Below are 17967 nucleotides of genomic sequence, written 5' to 3'. Positions count from 1 at the left end.
ACCTCGATCCACGGCGAACACGCACCCCGCGGCGGAAACCGGCAGCTCAAACGGGCCATGTTCCTCTCCGCCTTCGCCTGCATGAACGCCGACCCCGCCTCCCGCACCTACTACGACCGCCAACGCGCCCGCGGCAAAACCCACACCCAGGCACTCCTCCGCCTCGCCCGCCAACGCATCAGCGTCCTGTTCGCCATGCTCCGCGACGGCACCTTCTACGAGTCCCGAACCCCCACCGTCACCCTCGCCGCATGACCACCCCAAACAACCTCAAACCCGGCACCACGTCCTTGACGAAAGACATAGAGGCACCCCCCCCGTGCCGACCCGCCCCCGCCGTCCGCCCGCCAAGCGCTCGCGGCTACTCCAGGTCCTCCGCCCCGATTCGCCGCAGCAGCGCCATCAGATGGTCGCGCTCGGCCGGGCTCAGGGGGGCCAGGAGTTCGGCGTTGGCCCGCTCGGCCGCCGCCGCGCAGCGCTCCAGCATCGCCTCACCCTCGGGGGTCACCGTGACCGCGTTCTTGCGGCGGTCGCGCGGGTCCGGCTCGCGTACGACGTACCCGCCGGCCTGGAGGTCGTTGAGGACGCCGACCAGGTCCTTGGGGTCGAGCGAGATCCGGCGCCCGAGCTCGGCCTGGGCGAGCGGCCCGTACTCGCAGACGGCCGCCAGCACGGCGTGGTGCCACATCTTGGCGCCCTCGTGGGCGATGGCCGCCGCCACGAGGCCGCGGCCACGGGCGGCCGCCCGGCCGAGGACCCAGCTGGGCAGGGCCTGGATGCGCTGGAGCGCGGGGAGGGACTCGGCGCGTTCGGTCATGGCGTCGACCTTACCCAGAAACCATTGGACTTCCCAATGACTTTCGGTCTACGGTGAGAACCGTTGGAGCCACCAACGAATTCGTCCACGCCCCCGGGAGGGTCCATGCGCCGTGTTCGCTTCGAGGTCAACGGCGGCCCCGAGGTCCTGTTCTCCGAGGACGTCGAGGCCCCCGCGCCCGGCCCCGGCGAGCTGCTGATCCGTACCGACGCGATCGGCATCACCCTGCCCGTCGTCCGCAAGGTGCGCGAGGGCCGGGAGCCGTTCCCGCTCGGCGGCGAGGTCGCGGGCACGGTGGTCGCGGTCGGCGACGGCGTCAGCGCGTTCGCGCCGGGCGACCGTGTGACGGGGCTCTGCTTCTCGCACGGATACGCCGAACTGGCCGTGCTGCACGAGGCCATGACCTCCCGCATCCCCGACCACGCCTCGTCCGTCGAGGCGGTCGCGCTCGTCCGCAGCGGCCTGGTGGCGCGCGGCGCCTACGAGTCGGCGCAGCCTCAGCGGGGCGAATCGGTCCTGGTGACGGCGGCCGCGAGCGCCGTCGGGCAGATCGCGCTCCAGCTGGCCCGGGCGGGCGGCGCGAGCCGGGTGGTCGCGGCCGTGAGCTCGGCCGAGAAGGCCGATTTCGTACGGGAGATGGGCGCCGACGAGGTCGTGCTCTACGGCGACGAGTCCTGGGGCGAGCCGGTCGACGTCGTCCTCGACGGCGTCGGCGGCGAGCTGCTCACCCCGGCGGTGAAGGCACTGGCGCCCGGCGGCCGACTGGTCGCGTTCAGCTCCGGCGGCGGCACGGTCGAGGTCTACGACCTGCTCGTCGGCGGCAAGTCGGTGATCGCCTTCCAGATGGCGCTGATCGCCCGCGGCAAACCGGAGCTGTACGCGGCCTGGCGCGACGAGCTGTGGGAGCTGCACCGAAGCGGCGAGCTGCGCGCGGCCGTCCACGCCGAGCTGCCGCTGGAGGAGGCTGCCCGCGCCCATGAACTGATCGAATCCCGGCGCAACTTGGGCAAGGTGGTGCTCGTCACCGGCGGCGCGTGAGGACGGCGGGCAGGGCGGCGCCCCGGGAGACCGGGCCGGGCGCCGCCTCTTCCAGCGGATCGCGCGCCCGCCGCCTGGCGATCACCGCGCAGACCATCAGCTGCATCTGATGGAAGAGCATCAGCGGCAGCACCGCGAGGGCGGCCTGGGCGCCGAACAGGACGCTGGCCATGGGCAGCCCGGCCGCCAGGCTCTTCTTGGATCCGGCGAACTGGATCGCGATCCGGTCGCCCCGGCCGAACCCGAGCCGCTTCGCCCCGTACCAGCTCAGCGCGAGCATCGCGGCGAGCAGCACCGCCTCGACCCCGAGCAGCGCGCCGAGACGGGCCGGGCTCACCTGGTGCCAGATGCCCCGGACCATGCCCTCGCTGAACGCGGTGTAGACGACCAGCAGGATCGAGCCCCGGTCCACCAGGCTCAGCACCTTCTTGTGCCGGGCCAGCGGGCCTGCCACCCAGCGCCGCAGCAACTGCCCCGAGGCGAACGGGACCAGGAGCTGGAGGGCGATCTTCAGCACCGAGTCCGCCGAGACGCCTCCGGCGCTCCCGCCCAGCAGCAAGGCCGCGAGCAGCGGGGTCACGAAGATCCCCGCCAGGCTGGAGAACGAGCCCGCGCAGATCGCCGCGGGCACGTTGCCGCGCGCGATCGAGGTGAAGGCGATCGAGGACTGGATGGTCGACGGGACCAGGCACAGGAACAGGAGCCCGTGGAAGAGGTCCGGGGTCAGCACCACCGGAACCAGAGCGCGCGCGGCGAGCCCGAGCAGCGGGAAGAGCACGAACGTACAGGCCAGGACCGCCCCGTGGACCGCCAGTGGCGCAGCCCGTCCAGCGCCTCCCGAGTGGAGAGCCGGGCTCCGTACAGGAAGGCGATGCTCGGCTTCGCCCGGACGATCCTGGCCGCGCACGAGCGGGCGGCCGCCTACTTCACCGGGACCCGGCTGCGCGGACGGCTGCGGTTCGGCGCCTCCGAGGACTTCGTGCTCACCCGGCTCCCGGAGGTCCTGGAGTCGTTCCGCCGCGACCACCCGGAGGTCGATCTGGAGCTGACGGTCGAGCTCTCCGGCACCCTGCACCGCCGGCTGGAGGCGGGCCGCCTCGACCTGGTGCTCGCCAAGCGGCGCCCGGGCGACACGCACGGCGAGCAGGTCTGGCAGGACACCCTGTGCTGGATCGGCGCGCCGGGGCTGCGCCTGGATCCCGGCCGGCCGGTGCCGCTGATCCTCTTCCCGCCACCGGGCATCACCCGCGCCCGGGCCCTTGAGGTCCTGGAGGACCACGGGCGGCCGTGGCGGATCGCCTGCACCAGCGGCAGCCTGAGCGGACTGGTCGCGGCGGCCCGGGCGGGGCTCGGCGTGATGGCGCACAGCCGCGGTCTGGTCCCGCCCGGGCTCGTACCGCTGCCGCCGAGGTCGGGGCTGCCCGAGCTCGGGCCGGTGGAGTTCGTCCTGCTGCACGGCGGGCGCCGCCCCGCGGCGCAGGAGGCGGCGGACGCGCTGGCGGCGGCGATCCTGGCGAGCGGCCTCAGCCCGCGTACGTCAGCCGCTTGACCTGGCGCAGTAAGGGCGCGCTCTCGACGTGCTGGACGCCTTCCAGCGTGCCGAGCTTCTCGCTGAGGTATGCGTAGAGCCCGGCCGGGTCGCGGCAGATGACGACGGCGACGAGGTTGGCGGGGCCCGAGGTGGCGGCGGCGAAGGCGACCTCCGTGTGGGAGGCGAGGGCCGCGCCCACGGCCGCCAGCGCCGAGGGCGCCACTGTGATCCACAGCAGCGCCCTGGTCCGGAAGCCGAACCGGGTCGAGTCGAACTCGGCGTCGATGAAGAGCGCGCCGCTGCGAAGCAGCTGGTCAAGCCGTCGCTTGACGGCGGACTCCGAGCGTCCGGTGGCCTTCTGGAGCTCGGGATGGCTCGCCCGGCCGTTGCGCGCGAGCGCGGCCATCAGGGCCTCGTCCTCCGCGTCGAGCCGGATCGGACCGCAGGCGGGCTCCACCGGCTCGGGCGCCAGCGCGGCCCGCTCCTCGGCGGTGAGCGCCGAGTCCTTGGTGAACCAGCCGAGCCGTCCTCCGTAGAAGACGTGGAGCAGCTGGTGGGCGCCGATCTCCATGATGCTCGGGGTGCGCGGCAGCTTGCCGAGCAGCAGCGCCTCGTGGTCCTCGGGCTTGCGTGCCTCGGTCGTGCAGACCACCTCGGTGCCGCCCGAGGTCAGCCCGATCCAGGCGGTGTCGGGGCGCCGGGCCAGCGCGGTGGCGATGGAGACGGACGCGTCGGGGGTGCAGCGCAGCCGCAGCATCCAGCGGGCGTGGCCGAGCCGTTCGGTGTCGCGGACGCCGACGACCCGCAGCTCGCCTTCCGCGTACAGCCTGCGGTAGCGGCGGGCGACGGTCTGGTCGGAGACGCCGAGCACGGCGGCGATCTTGCTGAAGGGCGCCCGGCCGTCCAGGACGAGCGCGCTCACAAGCCGCTGGTCCAGCTCGTCGAACTCGGGTGAATCCATCGGCCTGAGCCCTTCCGATGTCGGATTCCTGCGTGAGAGGCGGACTGGGTGGAACTTCGGTCCGGCCGGGACCGATCGTACGGGACGTCGAACGCACAAGGTCGGAGGAATGCAATGCGCAAGTGGGGTCCGTTGGTCGCCGTGTCCCTGGGGACGTTCATGCTTTTGCTGGACGTCACCATCGTCACCGTGGCTCTGCCGGACATGGCGAGTTCGCTGGACGCCTCGCTGTCGAGCCTGCAGTGGGTGATCGACGTGTACGCGCTGGCGCTGGCCGCGCTGTTGCTCGGCGCGGGCGCGGGCGCCGACGCGGCGGGGCGCCGGAAGTTCTACGCGGCGGGCACGGTGCTCTTCGCGGGCGCCTCGCTCGCCTGCGGCCTCGCGGGCGACGCGGGGACGCTGATCGCGATGCGCGCGCTCCAGGGCGTCGGCGCCGCCGCGATGTTCGCCACCACGCTGCCGCTGCTCGGCGCCGCCTACCAGGGCCGCGACCGCTCGGTGGCGCTCGGCGTGTGGGGCGCGGTCAACGGCGCGGCCGCGGCGCTCGGCCCGATCCTGGGCGGGCTGCTCACCGAGGGGTTCGGCTGGCGTTGGATATTCTTCGTCAACCTGCCGGTGAGCGCCGCCGCGGTGTGGCTGACGGTCCGGGTGGTCCCGGAGTCCAAGAGCCCGGCGGCCGGCCGCACCGACTGGGCGGGCACGGCCCTGTTCGCGCTCTTCGCCGGAACGCTCACCTACGGGGCGGTGAACGCGGGCACCGACGGCTGGGGCGCCTCGCGCACCCTGCTCTCCTTCGCCACCTCGGCGGCCGCGCTGCTGGCCTTCGTCGTGGTGGAGAGCCGTACGGAACGGCCGCTGATGGATCTGTCGCTGCTGCGGCGCCCGGCGTTCGTCGGCGTCCTGGTGGCGGCGCTCGCCCTGAACTCGGCCGCCTTCGGGGTGCTCCCGTACACCTCGATCTGGCTCCAGACGCTGATGGGCATGAGCCCGGTGACCGGCGGTCTGGCGCTCGTGCCGCTGGCGCTGGCGTCGTTCGTGACCTCGGCGCTCGGGGGCCGGTTCCTGCACGGCGTCTCCCAGCGGCTGCTGATCTGCGTCGGGCTGCTGCTCATCGCGGCCGGTCTGTTCGGCCAGTCGCTGCTCGACGCGGGCTCCGACTGGACGGCCCTGGTGGCGGGCCTGGTGGTGACCGGCGTCGGTGTGGGGCTGGTCAGCCCGGCGCTCGCGTCGGCGGCGCTCGCCTCGGTGCCGCAGCGCAGCAGCGGGATGGCGACCGGCGCGATGAACACCGTGCGCCAGCTCGGCTACGCGGTGAGCATCGCGGTGTTCGGAACCCTCGCCACCTCCCGGATGGCCGACTCGCTGCACAGCGCGCCGCAGGCCCGGGCGCTCGCGGGCGGCGCGGCCGGTTCGCTGCGCGGCCGGGTGCCCGACGAGGCGCTGCACACCGCGTTCGCCTCGGGGCTCAACGGTGCCGCGGTGGCGGCCGGGGCGCTCGCCGTGGTGGCCGGGGTCGCGGTGTTCGCGCTGGTGCGCACGCCCGTGGCCGCGCCCGCCCAGGTACGTACCAACGATGCGGTCCCCGTAGAGCGGGCGTAACCAGGTCGTACAGATTCCGTGGAGAAAAAACCGCCCGCATCTGACTCCAGGGTCAGAATGCGGGCCGGCCGGCCGGGGCATGGCCGCGCCCACCGGGCTGACCTGTGGTGATGCTGGTCACTGTCGCACTTGACCGGATTCCTTGACGCCCCTCCCGCCGGGACCCCGGGTGGGGTACCGTCACCGGCGCTGTGCGGAGCGCCACAAGGAGCAAGGTATTGCGCGAGTTCACTGTCCCACCCATGGCGACGGCGCCTCACGTCGGCGGGCTGGCGGACGTCGTGTTCGACCATGCCCTGGACGATCCCGACCGGGTCGCGCTGGCCCGCAAGGACGCGGCGGGCCAGTGGCAGGACGTGACCTCGGCACGCTTTCGCGACGAGGTGCTGGCGCTCGCCAAAGGGCTGATCGCGGACGGAGTCCGGTTCGGCGACCGGGTGGCGATCATGTCCCGCACCCGCTACGAGTGGACGCTCTTCGACTTCGCGCTGTGGTCCATCGGCGCCCAGCCCGTGCCCATCTACCCGACCTCCTCCGCCGAGCAGGTCTTCTGGATGCTGCACGACTCCGAGGTCACCGCGTGCGTGGTCGAGCACGAGGACCACGCCATGACCATCGGCTCGGTCGTGGACCGGCTGCCGCACCTCAAACGGCTGTGGCAGCTCGACGCGGGGGCGCTGGCCGAACTCCTCGCGGCGGGCGGGCAGATCGACGACGACGTGGTCCACCGCCACCGCCGCGCGGTCACTCCCGAGTCGACCGCGACCGTCATCTACACCTCGGGCACCACCGGCCGCCCCAAGGGCTGTGTGATCACCCACGCCAACTTCATGTTCGAGGCGGACACCATGGTCGCCCGCTGGGAGCCGGTCTTCCACTCGCGCCCCGGCGACGAGGCCTCCACCCTGCTCTTCCTGCCGCTGGCGCACGTCTTCGGCCGGATGGTGGAGGTCGCGGCCGTCCGGGGCCGGGTCAAGCTCGGCCACCAGCCCGCGCTCTCCGCCTCCGCGCTCCTGCCCGACCTCCAGTCCCTGCGGCCCACCTTCATCCTGGCGGTCCCATACATTTTCGAGAAGGTCTTCAACGCCGCCCGCCGGCGCGCCGAGGCGGACGGGAAGACCGGCCCCTTCGACAAGGCCGTCGAGATCGCGGTGAAGTACGCGGAGGCGATGGAGCAGAAGGCCTTCGGCCTGGGGCCCGGCCCCTCGGCGGCGCTGCGGATGCAGCACCAGTTCTTCGAGAAGGTGGTGTACGGCAAGGTCCGCGAGGCGATGGGCGGGCGGGTGCGGCACGCCATGTCCGGCGGCTCCAGCATGGGCCGCCGCCTGGGGCTGTTCTTCGCCGGTGCGGGCGTCACGATCTACGAGGGGTACGGCCTGACCGAGTCCACGGCCGCCGCCACCGCCAACCCGCCCGAGCGCACCCGGTTCGGCACGGTCGGCCAGCCCGTGCCGGGCACCACCGTGCACATCGCGGAGGACGGCGAGGTGTGGCTGCACGGCGGCCAGATCTTCTCCGGCTACCTCAACGAGCCCAAGGCCACCGAGAAGGTACTCAAGGACGGCTGGCTCGGCACCGGCGACATCGGCGCCCTCGACGAGGACGGCTACCTCACCATCACCGGCCGCAAGAAGGAGATCCTGGTGACCTCCGGCGGCAAGAGCGTCTCGCCGGTGGCCCTGGAGGAGCGGGTGCGGGCGCATCCGCTGGTGGCCCAGTGCATTGTCGTCGGCAACGACCGCCCGTACATCGCGGCCCTGGTCACCCTCGACCAGGAGGGCGTGGACCACTGGCTGGCGATGCGCAACAAGCCGTCGATGACCGCGTCGGAGCTCGTGCGCGACCCCGATCTGGAGACCGAGGTGCGGCGCGCGGTGGTCGCCGCCAACACCCTGGTCTCCCAGGCCGAGCAGATCCGTACCTTCCGGATCCTCGCCCATCAGTTCACCGAGGAGCACGGTCTGCTCACCCCGTCGCTGAAGCTGAAGAGACGGGCCATCGAGGAGGCCTACACGGTGGAGGTGGACGCCCTGTACCACTGAGCCGTCGTGGTACAGGGCGCGCCATCCCGCGTCAGCAGGTCAACTCATCTCACGCTCCGCGCACTTGATCGGCACCTTGAACGGTCGGCGCCTCGTCGCTCCCGCTCAGCCCGCGTACTGGACGACGATCTTGGTGAAGGCGTAGGGCGCCTGGGAGACCCCGCTGCACGAGTCCCCCGCGCCGCCGCCCGAGCCGCACTGCCGGTCCCGGTTGACCGACCAGAAGGAGTACCGCGCCATGTGGTGCTGCCTCGCGTAGCCGAGGATGGTCTGGAAGTCGCCGGTGGTGACGGTCTCGCCGGCCTCGTCGGTCTTGCCGTTCATGGAGGACACGCCGATGTGCCGGTACGCGGTGTCGTCGCCGTAGCCGTACGCGCTCTTCACCGCGGCCTTCAGCCCTTCGAGGGCGCTCACGGTCGCCGAGCCCATGGAGCCGCTGTGGCCGCCGAAGTCGAACGGCATGATGACCCAGCCGTCGTTGGCGAGTCCGGCCGCCGCGCCCTTCTTGATGAGGTCCTTGCCGTTGGCGTCCGGCCCGCCGGGCGTGGTCCCCATGGTCACGTAGGTGACGATCCCGGGGTTGCCCGTCTTCACGATCTTCAGCGCGTCGACGACCCGCTTGCGTACGGTCCCGTTGGAGAACTCGGTGTTCTCGATGTCGATGTCCAGCGCCTTGAGGTGGTACGCGTTGATCACCTTCTGGTAGGCCCCGGCCAGCGCGGAGGCGCTGGAGCACTTCTCGCCGAGCTTGTTGCCGCTCCAGCCGCCGACGGAGACGACGACATCGCCGCCCGCGCCCCGGATGGCGTTGATCGCGGACTGGTCCGAGCCGCCGGTGAGCGCCCGCGACCCGTCCCACTTCGGGTTGCAGCCGCCGTCGGAGAGGACGAACGCGAGGGTGAACCACTTGACGCCGGTGGCCGCCATGACGTCGGTCGGCTTCTGCGGGTTGCCCCAGCCCAGGTACTCGTAGGGGGCGGCGGCCATGGCGCCCGCGGCGAGCGGCGGCGACGCGACGGCCTTGGGCACGGAGGCGACCAGGGGCAGAACGAGACAGCTGAGACCGGCGGCGACTGCGGCGGTGCGGCGTCGGGGAGCGGCGATGCGCATGGGAGGTCCTTTCGAGGGGGGAGCGTGGGGGATGGAGTCACGGGGGCATGGGGAGCCATGGGGAGCCATGGGCGTCCCCCAGAGGGCGGTTAGGAAAGATTCCTAACCAACACTGCATAGCAGTGCCTGAGGCGCCTGATGTCAATGGGTCGCGCAGACTCAAATGCGTTGGGACACAGCCCTGTTGGGCCATTCGGCGCAGGCCGAGCCCCGCCAGGCCTCATGTGGTCTGAACCGAGAAGGCCGGATCTGTGGCGCGGAGATTCAGCCACGGTCACGACTGGGGAATGGTTCCGTCCGCTTGTTCGTTGACGGACTGAGTACCAACCGACGACGTAAGGATCGACCGCTCGTGAGCAAGGTCCCCTCCATCACCCTCAACAACGGCGTCGAGATGCCGCAGCTCGGTTACGGTGTCTGGCAGGTGCCGGACGACGAGGCCGCGCAGGCGGTCACGACCGCGATCGAGACCGGGTACCGGTCCATCGACACGGCCGCGATCTACGAGAACGAGGTGGGCACCGGCAAGGCGATCGCGGCGTCGGGAGTGGCTCGCGAAGAACTCTTCGTCACCACGAAGCTGTGGAACAGCGCGCGTGAGACGTGGACGCGTGACAGCGTCCTGCGTGAGTTCGACGCCTCGCTCGCGAAGCTGGGCCTCGACTACGTCGACCTGTATCTGATCCACTGGCCGCGCGCGGTGCGCGACGACTACGTGTCGATCTGGAACGCGTTCGGCGAGATCGCGAAGAGCGGCCGCGCCAAGGCGATCGGCGTCTCCAACTTCAAGGAGCCGCAGCTGCGCCGGGTCATCGACGAGTCGGGCGTGGTCCCGGCGGTCAACCAGGTCGAGCTCCACCCGCAGCTCGCCCAGGCCGACTTGCGCGCCTTCCACGCCGAGCACGGCATCGCGACCGAGGCCTGGTCGCCGCTGGGCCAGGGCAAGGGTCTCCTCGAGGTCCCGACCATCGTCGCGATCGCGCAGAAGTACGCGAAGACCCCGGCGCAGATCGTGCTGCGCTGGCACCTCCAGCTCGGCACCATCGCCATCCCGAAGTCGGTGACGCCCTCGCGCATCGCCGAGAACTTCGACGTGTTCGGCTTCGAGCTCGACACCGAGGACATCGCGGCCATCGCCGCCCTCGACGAGGCCAAGCGCCTGGGCCCGGACCCGGACCACTTCGACGAGCACTGAGGCCCGGCCCTCGACCGGCCCCGAGTCCACAACCACCCGCTGCTCGGACAGTTGCTACGACGCTGTCCTGAGCGGCGGGCATCGCCGTACGCGCCCGGCCCGGGGCGGCAGCCCGGCCCCGCAATCCGCGTAACCGATCCCCGTAACGGATCCGCGCAACCGATCCCCGTAACGGACCGCGTAACCGATCCCGTGACGCCTCTCTCAGCCCGCCCGTCGTGCCGTGTGGATCGACGTCGCCGCCAGGAAGAACACGTCCGGTCGCCGTGCCAGACCCGCCTCGTCTGCCGGGTCGACCAGGCGCCGCAGCACCGCCGCGTCCTCCGGCGACAGCGCCTCCCCCACCGTCTCCGAGTTCCAGATGAAGGTGGACACCACCTGCTCCCGCACCGCGGGGTCCAGCGGCGCCGGGAAGTCGACGAGGAAGCTGCGGGTGGCCGGGGAGGTCAGCCCCACGGACGTGAGCAGCGCCCCCCAGTCCTCGGTCTCCTCCTTGGCGTCCGGCAGCTCCGCCCGCATCAGCGCGAACCGCTCGTCCACCAGCACGTCCATCCTCGCCTCCAGGCCCGGCTGTCCCATGCCGATGTCGCGGGGCAGCCGGCGCGTGGGCAGCCCGCCCTCCGCGAGGGCCACCGTGCCGCCCGGCCGCAGCAGGCCCGCGAACCCGGCGAGCGCGGCCCGCTGGTCGCCCAGGTGGTGCAGCGAGTTGCCCGCCCAGATCAGGTCGGCCGCCCCCAACAGGCCGAAGCCCTCGGGGAGTTCGGCCTCGATCGTACGGACGCGGTCCGCCACGCCCAGGCGCTCCGCACGGGCCAGCGCGTGGCCGAGGAGGGCCCGGTTGCCGTCGACGGCGACGACCTCAGCCCGCGGGAATGCCTGCGCGAGCAGACAGGTCACCACGCCCGGGCCGCTGCCGATGTCGAGGATCCGGCGCACCTCGTCGGCGGGCCGCTGCTCACCGATCCAGGCGGCGGCATCCCGGTACGCCCCCGAGAAGAGTTCGGCCTCTCCCACCAGGAGCGGAAGCAGGGACTCCCAGTCGAAGTCCGCCCATCCGTCGCCGTGGCCGTGGCCTTGGCCATGTCCGGCGGCGGGGGCGTGGGCGTGATGGCTCCGTCGGGCAGCGTCGTCGTGGCTGTCCTGGCTGTCCTGGCCCTGCTGGCTGTTCCGGCCGTCGTGGCCGCGCGAGTCGCTCATGGCTCCACCCTCCCCCCGGCCGCACCCGGCTCGGGAATCTCTTTGCCGTTTCGGCAATTCGTCCGGTGCTCCTGCGGGCTGATGCCGCGCACCCGCTTGAACGCGGCGCTCAGCGCGAACGCGCCCCCGTACCCCACCTGGCGCGCGATCGCCTCGACCGTCAGGTCGCTCTCGCGCAGCAGGTCCGCCGCGAGCGAGAGCCGCCAGCCCGTCAGGTACGCCATCGGCGGCTCCCCCACCAACTCCCCGAACCTCCGGGCCAGTTGGGCTCGGGAGACCCCGCACTTCGCGGCGAGCGCGGCGACCGTCCACGGGTGCGCGGGATCGTCCTGGAGCAGCCGCAGCGCGGGCCCCACCACCGGGTCGCCCATCGCCCGGTACCAGGCGGGCGCGTCGGCGCCCGGCCGGTTGAACCAGGCCCGCAGCACCGCGATCAGCAGCAGGTCGAGCAACCGGTCGAGGACGACGCTCTGGCCCGGCTCGTCCCGGGATATCTCCTCGTCGAGCAGCGGCATCACCGCGCAGTTCCACTCCTCGGCGGTGAGGACGAGCAGCGGTGGCAGCGCGGCGAGCAGCCGCCCGCTGATCTCGCCCTCCATCAGATACGTGCCGACGAGCATGGTGGCCGAGCCGTCGGCGGCGTTGCCCCAGGTCCGTACGCCCAGCTCCATCGACTGCGCCAGCGGCTCGCCGCGCAGCGTGGTGCACACCCCGCCCGGCCCGATCCTGGCGGACGGCTCGGCGTCCGGCGCGTGGGCGACGGTGTACGGGTCAGGGCCGCGCGCCACGACGATGTCACCGGGCCGGGCCAGGACCGGCGGCCCGGAGTCCGGGACGATCCACGCCTCGCCCCGCGTCGGCGACATCAGGCAGATGGGCGCCCGGTCCTCGATCCGTACGGACCACGGCGGCTCCATCACCATCCGCAGCAAAAACGCCCCTCGGGCACGCGGCCCGTCGAGAAGTCCGGCAAGTGCGTCCATGGCGCCGAGCCTAGCCGGAGCCGTGGACCGGCCCACGGCTCCGGCCTGGACGCAGACGTATGCGCATGAGCCCATGAAGCATGGAGAGTCGACGCCGTACGCACGACTCTGGACACATGACGAACACAGAGCTGAACACCACTCAGAACAACACCACCACCACGGCGAACACCGTGCTGGTGACCAGCGGCACCGGCAAGACCGGGCACCGCGTCGTCGAGCGGCTCACCGCGCTGGGCGTGCCGGTCCGCTCCGGATCGCGCAGCGGCGAGGTGCGCTTCGACTGGGCGGACGAGTCGACGTGGGGTCCCGCGCTGGCGGGTGCGGACGCCGCCTATGTGACGTACTACCCGGACCTCGCCGCACCCGGTGCGGTCGAGGCGATGCGGATCTTCGGCGGGCTCGCCGTCGAGCACGGTGTGCGGCGCGTGGTGCTGCTCTCCGGGCGCGGTGAGCCGGCGGCGGCGCTCGCCGAGGACGCCCTGCGCGACTCGGTCGCGGACCTCACGGTCGTACGCGCCGCGTTCTTCGCCCAGAACTTCAGCGAGGGCGCGATGACGGATGGCGTGCTCGGGGGCGAGATCGCGTTCCCGGCGGGCGAGACGGCCGAGCCGTGGGTGGACGCCGACGACATCGCCGACGTGGTGGTCAAGGCCCTCACGGAGGACGGACACGCGGGCCTGGTCCACGAGTTGACGGGCCCTCAGCTGCTGACCTTCGCCGAGGTCGCGGCGGCGCTGTCGGCCGCGACCGGCCGCGCGGTGCGGTATGTGCCGGTCTCGGAGGCCGCGTACGCGGAGCTGCTGGGGCACTACGGCCTCGACGAGGGGGAGGCGCGGTGGCTGGCGGAGCTGTTCGCGACGCTGCTCGACGGGCACAACTCCTCGACCACGGACGGCGTCAAGCGCGTCCTGGGCCGCGAGCCCAAGGCGTTCACGGACTTCGTGCGGGGCGCGGCGGAGGCCGGCGACTGGCAGGGCTGAGCACCCCGGCGGGCGCCACGCGGGCACCCCGGCGAGCATGGTGCCGGGCGGCCCGCCGGGCGCATTCGGCGGCCTCAACCGTCGATCTCAGGCCAAGTGACCTGAACGTGCCGTGACCAACACCACGCCCTCCGTGAGCATCCGATTACCGCAATCGGGGCCTGCCGTCGAGTAGCCGTCATTCCTTCGGACTAGGTTTTCGTCTGTCACCGCATTGACGACACGCCGCGACGAAGGAAGCTGACCGATGGACGAGAACGAATCCCTGGCGGAGCGTTTCGAGGAGAACCGCCCGCGTCTGCGGGCGGTCGCCTACCGGATGCTCGGCTCACTGAGCGAGGCGGAGGACGCCGTCCAGGAGGCCTGGTTGCGGGCGGCCAGCTCCAGCGAGGGCGTGGAGAACCTGAACGGCTGGCTGACCACGGTCGTCTCGCGGGTCTGCCTCGACATGCTGCGCTCGCGCCAGTCGCGGCGCGAGGATCCGCTCGACGTCCATGTGCCCGACCCGATCGTGGACCGCCCGGACCGGGTGGACCCGGAGCACGAGGCGCTGCTGACCGACTCGGTCGGGCTCGCGCTGCTCGTCGTGCTCGACACGCTGGCCCCGGCCGAGCGGCTGGCGTTCGTGCTGCACGACATGTTCGGCGTGCCGTTCGAGGAGATCGCGCCGATCGTGGACCGCGCCCCGGCGGCCACCCGGCAGCTGGCCAGCCGGGCCCGCCGCCGGGTGCAGGGCCGGGCCGTCCCCGACCCGGACCTGAACCGGCAGCGCAAGGTCGTCGACGCCTTCCTCGCGGCGGCGCGCGGCGGCGACTTCGAGGGCCTGCTCGCCACCCTCGACCCGGACATCGTGCTCCGGGCCGACTACGGGCCGGGCTCGCTCACCCCGTCCAAGACGGTGCTCGGCGCCCACGCCGTGGTCCAGAACGCGCTGTCCTTCGCGCAGTACGCCCAGTTCGCCCGCCCGGCGCTGGTCAACGGCGCCATGGGCGTGGTCAACGCCCCGGACGGGCGGACGATGGCGGTGCTCGGCTTCACCGTCCAGGACGACAGGATCGTCGAGATCAACATCCTGGCCGACCTGGAGCGCCTGGCGAGCCTCGATCTGGCGGCGCTCGACGCGTGACCCCGGCGCCTCCCGGGGCCCGCGCGCCCCGGGGGGTCAGCCCGCGCCGTGGCCGGGAGCGATCGCCTCGACGCGGTGGGCGAGTTCGAAGTCCTTCTCGGTCACCCGGCCGCCCGCGTCGTGGCTGTTCACCGTGAGCGCCACGGTGTTGTAGCCGAGCGTCAGATCGGAGTGGTGGTTCAGCTCGTCCTGGATCTGCGCGATGTGGATGACCATCGCGGTGGCCGCGAAGTGCGAGGCGAGGCGGTAGGTGCGGGCGAGGCGCTCCTCGCCGTCCGGGAGCGACCAGCCCGGCAGTTCGCGCAGGCGGTCCTCGATGTCCTTCTGCGACAGCGGCTCAACGGGCATGACCGGACTCCTTACGAGGTGGTGACGGTGCGGTGCGGAGCGCGGCATCTTCGGCTCCGTCTCCGTAGCGTCGCCCCTATGCGTGTACTTGTCACGGGAGGCGCGGGCTTCATCGGCTCGCAGATCGTTTCGGCCCTCTCCGCCCGGGGCCATGAACCAGTCGTCCTCGACCGCGCGGTCCGGCCCGGCGACGACGTCCGCGACCCGGAGGCGGTCACCAGGGCGCTGCGCGGGGTGGACGCCGTCTGCCACCAGGCCGCGATGGTCGGCCTCGGCACGGACTTCTCCGACGCGCCCGACTACGTGGCCTGCAACGACCTGGGCACGGCGGTGCTGCTCGCCGCGATGGCCGAGTCGGGCCCGAGGGACCTGGTGCTCGCCGGGTCGATGGTGGTGTACGGGGAGGGGCACTACGAGTGCCCGCGCCACGGCCCCGTACGCCCCGGGCCACGGCCGTACGAGGAGCTGGCGGCCGGCCGGTTCGAGCCGCTGTGCCCGCGCTGCGGCGCGGAGCTGACGCCGGGCCTGGTCAGCGAGGACGCGCCCGCGGACCCACGCAATGTGTACGCCACCACCAAGCTGGCCCAGGAGCACCTGGCGGCCGCGTGGGCGCGGGCCACCGGCGGCCGTGCGGTGTCGCTGCGCTACCACAACGTGTACGGGCCGGGGATGCCGCGCGACACCCCGTACGCCGGTGTCGCCTCCTTCTTCCGCTCCTCGCTGGCGCGCGGCGAGGCGCCCCGGGTCTTCGAGGACGGCCGCCAGCGCCGGGACTTCGTGCACGTACGGGACGTGGCCGCGGCGAACGCGGTGGCCCTGGAGGCTCTGCACGAGCGGCCGCCGGGGACCCTCACCGCGTACAACACGGGCAGCGGGACCCCGCACACGGTGGGCGAGATGGCCGAGGCGCTGGCCGGGGCGTACGGCGGGCCCGCGCCGGTGGTGACGGGCGAGTACCGGCTCGGGGACGTCCGGCACATCACGGCCGACTCGGCGCGGCTGCGCCGGGAGCTCGGCTGGCGGCCGGTGGTGGGCTTCGCGGAGGGGATGGCGGAGTTCGCGCGGGCGGAGCTGCGTCCGGCTGTGGTCTGATGTTACGTCAGGAGCGTCGCGGGCGGAGCTGCGCCCGGCCGTGGTCTGACGTTACGTCAGAAACGGGCCGCCGGGAGGATCAGTTCGAAGCGGCAGCCGCCGGTCACGTTGTGGACGGCGGCGCTGCCCGCGTGGGCCTCGACGATGCCCCGCACGATCGCCAGGCCCAGGCCCGCGCCGCCCGGCGGGGTGCGCGCCTCGGTGCCGCGCCAGCCGGTGTCGAAGACGCGGGTCAGATCGTCGTCGGGGATGCCGCCGCAGCCGTCGGTCACCGAGAGCACCACCGACTCCGCGCGCGCCTCGGCCGCGACCGCGACCGTGCCGTCGGCCGGGGTGTGCCGGATCGCGTTGACCAGCAGGTTGGCCAGGACGCGGGTCATCTCCTTGCCGTCCACCTCGACCGGGACCGGCTCGACACGCCCGCCGACCAGCCGTACGCCGTGTTCGCGGGCGAGCGGGTCGGCGCCCGCCAGCGCGTCCCCGACCAGGTCGTGGACGGACATCCGCGCCGGGTTGAGGGCGAGGGCGCCGGCGTGGATGCGGGAGAGCTCGAAGAGGTCGCCCACCATGCCGTTGAGGCGCTCGACCTCGGTGCGGATCTGCCGGAAGTAGCGCTCAGGGTCTTTGGCCATGCCATCCTCCAGGGCCTCGGCCATCGCGCGCAGCCCCGCGAGCGGGGTGCGCAGATCGTGCGAGATCCAGGCGACGAGCTCGCGGCGGGAGGTCTCCAGGGCGCGTTCACGCTCGCGGGACGCGGAGAGTCTGGCGCTGGTGGCGGCCAGCTCGCGGCTGAGCGCGGCGAGTTCGGCGGTGGCCGGGCCCTCGGGCGCGGCGAAGCTGCCGCCGTCGCCGAACGAGCGGGCGGCCAGGGCGAGCTGGTGGCTGCTGGCGACGACCCGGCGGCCCAGGATGAGCGCGGTGGCGAGCGAGACGGCCGCGGCCATCGCGATGACCAGGGTGACGACCTTCAGGTCGTGCGAGGACAGGAACATCTCCCAGGCCACGGCGAGCGTCCCGGCGAGCATGGCGCTGACCGCGACGGCGGCGACCACGGCGAGCGAGGCGGTGACCGAGCGGTGGCGCAGCAGCCGCAGTGCGAGGGCCCCGAGCAGGCCCGCGGCGGCGGCGCCCAGGAACGCGTACACGGCGATGAGCAGGACATCGCTCATGTCAGACCTCCGTCCCGGCGCGGTCCGGGTCCGTGGGCGCGCCGGGCCCGCCGCCGTCGTCCTCGGCGGGCACCTGGAAGCGGTATCCGACGCCCCACACCGTCTGGATGAGCCTCGGCTTGGCCGGGTCGTCCTCGACCTTGCCGCGCAGCCGCCGTACGTGGACGGTGACGGTGGACAGGTCGCCGAACTCCCAGCCCCACACGTCGTGCATCAGCCGCTCGCGGGTGACGGCCTCGCCCGGGTGGCTCATCAGATAGGCGAGGAGGTCGAACTCCCGCAGGGTCAGGGCGAGTTCGGCGCCCTGCTTGGTGGCGCGGCGGGCGGCCGGGTCCAGCACGATGCCCGCGCGCCGCACCGGCGGGCCGGGCCGGGCGGCGGCGGCCCGGCTGCGGCGCAGCACGGAGTCGACGCGCAGCACCAGCTCGCGCGGGCTGAACGGCTTGGTGACGTAGTCGTCCGCGCCTACCTCCAGGCCCAGGACGCGGTCGTCCTCGTCGCCGCGCGCGGTGAGCATGATGACCGGTACGGGGCCGGTGCCGCGCAGCGTGCGGCAGACCTCCAGGCCGTCCATGCCCGGCAGCATCAGGTCGAGGACGACCAGGTCGGGCCGGCGCGCGGCGGCCGCGCGCAGGGCGGCGGGGCCGTCGCCGACGTGCTCGACCTCGTATCCGGCGCGCTCCAGATAGCCGGTGACCACCTCGGCCACGGTCGGGTCGTCGTCGACGACGAGGATGCGGTGCTCGGCGTTGTGCATGGCGACAGCGTCGCATCCG

The 17967-nt window shown here is 72.7% G+C and carries 16 protein-coding genes and 2 pseudogenes; 9 read left to right on the top strand and 9 right to left on the bottom strand.

Annotated elements, in window-relative coordinates; genetic code table 11:
• Positions 1-255: pseudogene (locus AB0G17_RS07845) on the top strand (IS110 family transposase); the annotation flags it as partial.
• 106 nt (positions 256-361) lie between these two features.
• Here AB0G17_RS07845 and AB0G17_RS07840 read toward each other — a convergent pair.
• A complete protein-coding gene (locus AB0G17_RS07840) occupies positions 362-817 on the bottom strand; it encodes a MarR family transcriptional regulator (RefSeq protein ID WP_361377163.1) in 456 nt (151 codons plus the stop codon).
• A gap of 105 nt (positions 818-922) precedes the next feature.
• Between AB0G17_RS07840 and AB0G17_RS07835 the strand changes: the two genes are divergently transcribed.
• Positions 923-1855, top strand: a complete 933-nt coding sequence (locus tag AB0G17_RS07835) for a zinc-binding dehydrogenase (protein WP_361377160.1) — start codon at positions 923-925, stop codon at positions 1853-1855.
• Here AB0G17_RS07835 and AB0G17_RS07830 read toward each other — a convergent pair.
• Positions 1839-2728, bottom strand: a pseudogene (locus tag AB0G17_RS07830) (bile acid:sodium symporter family protein); the annotation flags it as partial. The gene AB0G17_RS07835 and the pseudogene AB0G17_RS07830 overlap by 17 nt on opposite strands.
• Here AB0G17_RS07830 and AB0G17_RS07825 point away from each other — a divergent pair.
• The gene (locus AB0G17_RS07825) at positions 2697-3404 is read left to right on the top strand and encodes a LysR substrate-binding domain-containing protein (RefSeq protein ID WP_361377157.1); all 708 of its coding nucleotides are present in this window, start codon (positions 2697-2699) and stop codon (positions 3402-3404) included. The pseudogene AB0G17_RS07830 and the gene AB0G17_RS07825 overlap by 32 nt on opposite strands.
• Here the strand turns inward: AB0G17_RS07825 and AB0G17_RS07820 are convergent.
• Positions 3379-4347 carry an AsnC family transcriptional regulator gene (locus AB0G17_RS07820; protein WP_361377154.1) on the bottom strand — a complete coding sequence of 323 codons (969 nt, stop codon included), beginning with the start codon at positions 4345-4347 and terminating at the stop codon, positions 3379-3381. The genes AB0G17_RS07825 and AB0G17_RS07820 overlap by 26 nt on opposite strands.
• A gap of 114 nt (positions 4348-4461) precedes the next feature.
• Here AB0G17_RS07820 and AB0G17_RS07815 point away from each other — a divergent pair, with 114 nt between their 5' ends.
• The gene (locus tag AB0G17_RS07815) at positions 4462-5946 is read left to right on the top strand and encodes a DHA2 family efflux MFS transporter permease subunit (RefSeq protein ID WP_361377151.1); all 1485 of its coding nucleotides are present in this window, start codon (positions 4462-4464) and stop codon (positions 5944-5946) included.
• Between the two features lie 242 nt (positions 5947-6188).
• A complete protein-coding gene (locus tag AB0G17_RS07810) occupies positions 6189-7988 on the top strand; it encodes an AMP-dependent synthetase/ligase (RefSeq protein WP_361377148.1) in 1800 nt (599 codons plus the stop codon).
• Positions 7989-8093: 105 nt separating this feature from the next.
• On the opposite strand, the gene AB0G17_RS07805 is transcribed toward AB0G17_RS07810, so the two are convergent.
• Complete coding sequence (locus tag AB0G17_RS07805; protein ID WP_361377145.1) at positions 8094-9098, bottom strand: chitinase; 1005 nt, start codon at positions 9096-9098, stop codon at positions 8094-8096.
• Positions 9099-9450: 352 nt separating this feature from the next.
• Between AB0G17_RS07805 and AB0G17_RS07800 the strand changes: the two genes are divergently transcribed.
• On the top strand, positions 9451-10293 hold the full coding sequence (locus AB0G17_RS07800) for an aldo/keto reductase (RefSeq protein WP_361377142.1): 843 nt from the start codon (positions 9451-9453) through the stop codon (positions 10291-10293).
• 204 nt (positions 10294-10497) lie between these two features.
• On the opposite strand, the gene AB0G17_RS07795 is transcribed toward AB0G17_RS07800, so the two are convergent.
• Complete coding sequence (locus tag AB0G17_RS07795; RefSeq protein WP_361377139.1) at positions 10498-11490, bottom strand: class I SAM-dependent methyltransferase; 993 nt, start codon at positions 11488-11490, stop codon at positions 10498-10500.
• Positions 11487-12473: an AraC family transcriptional regulator gene (locus AB0G17_RS07790; protein ID WP_361377136.1), complete on the bottom strand. Its 987-nt coding sequence runs from the start codon at positions 12471-12473 to the stop codon at positions 11487-11489. Before AB0G17_RS07790 ends, AB0G17_RS07795 begins: the two co-directional genes overlap by 4 nt.
• A gap of 116 nt (positions 12474-12589) precedes the next feature.
• Between AB0G17_RS07790 and AB0G17_RS07785 the strand changes: the two genes are divergently transcribed.
• Both AB0G17_RS07785 and AB0G17_RS07780 read left to right on the top strand, forming a co-directional pair.
• Positions 12590-13456: an NmrA family NAD(P)-binding protein gene (locus tag AB0G17_RS07785; RefSeq protein ID WP_361377133.1), complete on the top strand. Its 867-nt coding sequence runs from the start codon at positions 12590-12592 to the stop codon at positions 13454-13456.
• A gap of 247 nt (positions 13457-13703) precedes the next feature.
• Positions 13704-14582, top strand: coding sequence for a sigma-70 family RNA polymerase sigma factor (locus AB0G17_RS07780; RefSeq protein WP_361377130.1), 879 nt, complete (start codon positions 13704-13706; stop codon positions 14580-14582).
• A gap of 36 nt (positions 14583-14618) precedes the next feature.
• Here the strand turns inward: AB0G17_RS07780 and AB0G17_RS07775 are convergent, their stop codons facing one another.
• Entirely contained in the window at positions 14619-14930 is a 312-nt protein-coding gene (locus AB0G17_RS07775) for a 4a-hydroxytetrahydrobiopterin dehydratase (protein WP_329402471.1), read from the bottom strand.
• Positions 14931-15008: 78 nt separating this feature from the next.
• On the opposite strand from AB0G17_RS07775, the gene AB0G17_RS07770 reads away from it, so the two are divergent.
• Positions 15009-16022 carry an NAD-dependent epimerase/dehydratase family protein gene (locus AB0G17_RS07770; RefSeq protein ID WP_361377127.1) on the top strand — a complete coding sequence of 338 codons (1014 nt, stop codon included), beginning with the start codon at positions 15009-15011 and terminating at the stop codon, positions 16020-16022.
• A gap of 56 nt (positions 16023-16078) precedes the next feature.
• On the opposite strand, the gene AB0G17_RS07765 is transcribed toward AB0G17_RS07770, so the two are convergent.
• Entirely contained in the window at positions 16079-17191 is a 1113-nt protein-coding gene (locus AB0G17_RS07765; RefSeq protein WP_361377124.1) for a HAMP domain-containing sensor histidine kinase, read from the bottom strand.
• A 1-nt stretch (position 17192) separates the two neighbouring features.
• Positions 17193-17948, bottom strand: a complete 756-nt coding sequence (locus tag AB0G17_RS07760) for a response regulator transcription factor (protein WP_361377121.1) — start codon at positions 17946-17948, stop codon at positions 17193-17195.
• Between the last annotated feature and the right edge of the window lie 19 nt (positions 17949-17967).

This window comes from Streptomyces sp. NPDC023838, from assembly GCF_040639555.1.
Taxonomy (GTDB): Bacteria; Actinomycetota; Actinomycetes; order Streptomycetales; family Streptomycetaceae; genus Streptomyces.
The sequence above is the reverse complement of the archived record's forward strand: the minus strand, read 5'-3'. Positions and strand labels throughout refer to the sequence as shown.

What these genes read in the sequence shown, in the direction of transcription:
- AB0G17_RS07840 (WP_361377163.1), bottom strand. Translation starts at nt 817, where the DNA reads ATGACCGAACGCGCCGAGTCCCTCCCCGCGCTCCAGCGCATCCAGGCC.
- AB0G17_RS07835 (WP_361377160.1), top strand. Translation starts at nt 923, where the DNA reads ATGCGCCGTGTTCGCTTCGAGGTCAACGGCGGCCCCGAGGTCCTGTTC.
- AB0G17_RS07820 (WP_361377154.1), bottom strand. Translation starts at nt 4,347, where the DNA reads ATGGATTCACCCGAGTTCGACGAGCTGGACCAGCGGCTTGTGAGCGCG.
- AB0G17_RS07815 (WP_361377151.1), top strand. Translation starts at nt 4,462, where the DNA reads ATGCGCAAGTGGGGTCCGTTGGTCGCCGTGTCCCTGGGGACGTTCATG.
- AB0G17_RS07810 (WP_361377148.1), top strand. Translation starts at nt 6,189, where the DNA reads ATGGCGACGGCGCCTCACGTCGGCGGGCTGGCGGACGTCGTGTTCGAC.
- AB0G17_RS07805 (WP_361377145.1), bottom strand. Translation starts at nt 9,098, where the DNA reads ATGCGCATCGCCGCTCCCCGACGCCGCACCGCCGCAGTCGCCGCCGGT.
- AB0G17_RS07795 (WP_361377139.1), bottom strand. Translation starts at nt 11,490, where the DNA reads ATGAGCGACTCGCGCGGCCACGACGGCCGGAACAGCCAGCAGGGCCAG.
- AB0G17_RS07790 (WP_361377136.1), bottom strand. Translation starts at nt 12,473, where the DNA reads ATGGACGCACTTGCCGGACTTCTCGACGGGCCGCGTGCCCGAGGGGCG.
- AB0G17_RS07785 (WP_361377133.1), top strand. Translation starts at nt 12,590, where the DNA reads ATGACGAACACAGAGCTGAACACCACTCAGAACAACACCACCACCACG.
- AB0G17_RS07780 (WP_361377130.1), top strand. Translation starts at nt 13,704, where the DNA reads ATGGACGAGAACGAATCCCTGGCGGAGCGTTTCGAGGAGAACCGCCCG.
- AB0G17_RS07775 (WP_329402471.1), bottom strand. Translation starts at nt 14,930, where the DNA reads ATGCCCGTTGAGCCGCTGTCGCAGAAGGACATCGAGGACCGCCTGCGC.
- AB0G17_RS07770 (WP_361377127.1), top strand. Translation starts at nt 15,009, where the DNA reads ATGCGTGTACTTGTCACGGGAGGCGCGGGCTTCATCGGCTCGCAGATC.
- AB0G17_RS07765 (WP_361377124.1), bottom strand. Translation starts at nt 17,191, where the DNA reads ATGAGCGATGTCCTGCTCATCGCCGTGTACGCGTTCCTGGGCGCCGCC.
- AB0G17_RS07760 (WP_361377121.1), bottom strand. Translation starts at nt 17,948, where the DNA reads ATGCACAACGCCGAGCACCGCATCCTCGTCGTCGACGACGACCCGACC.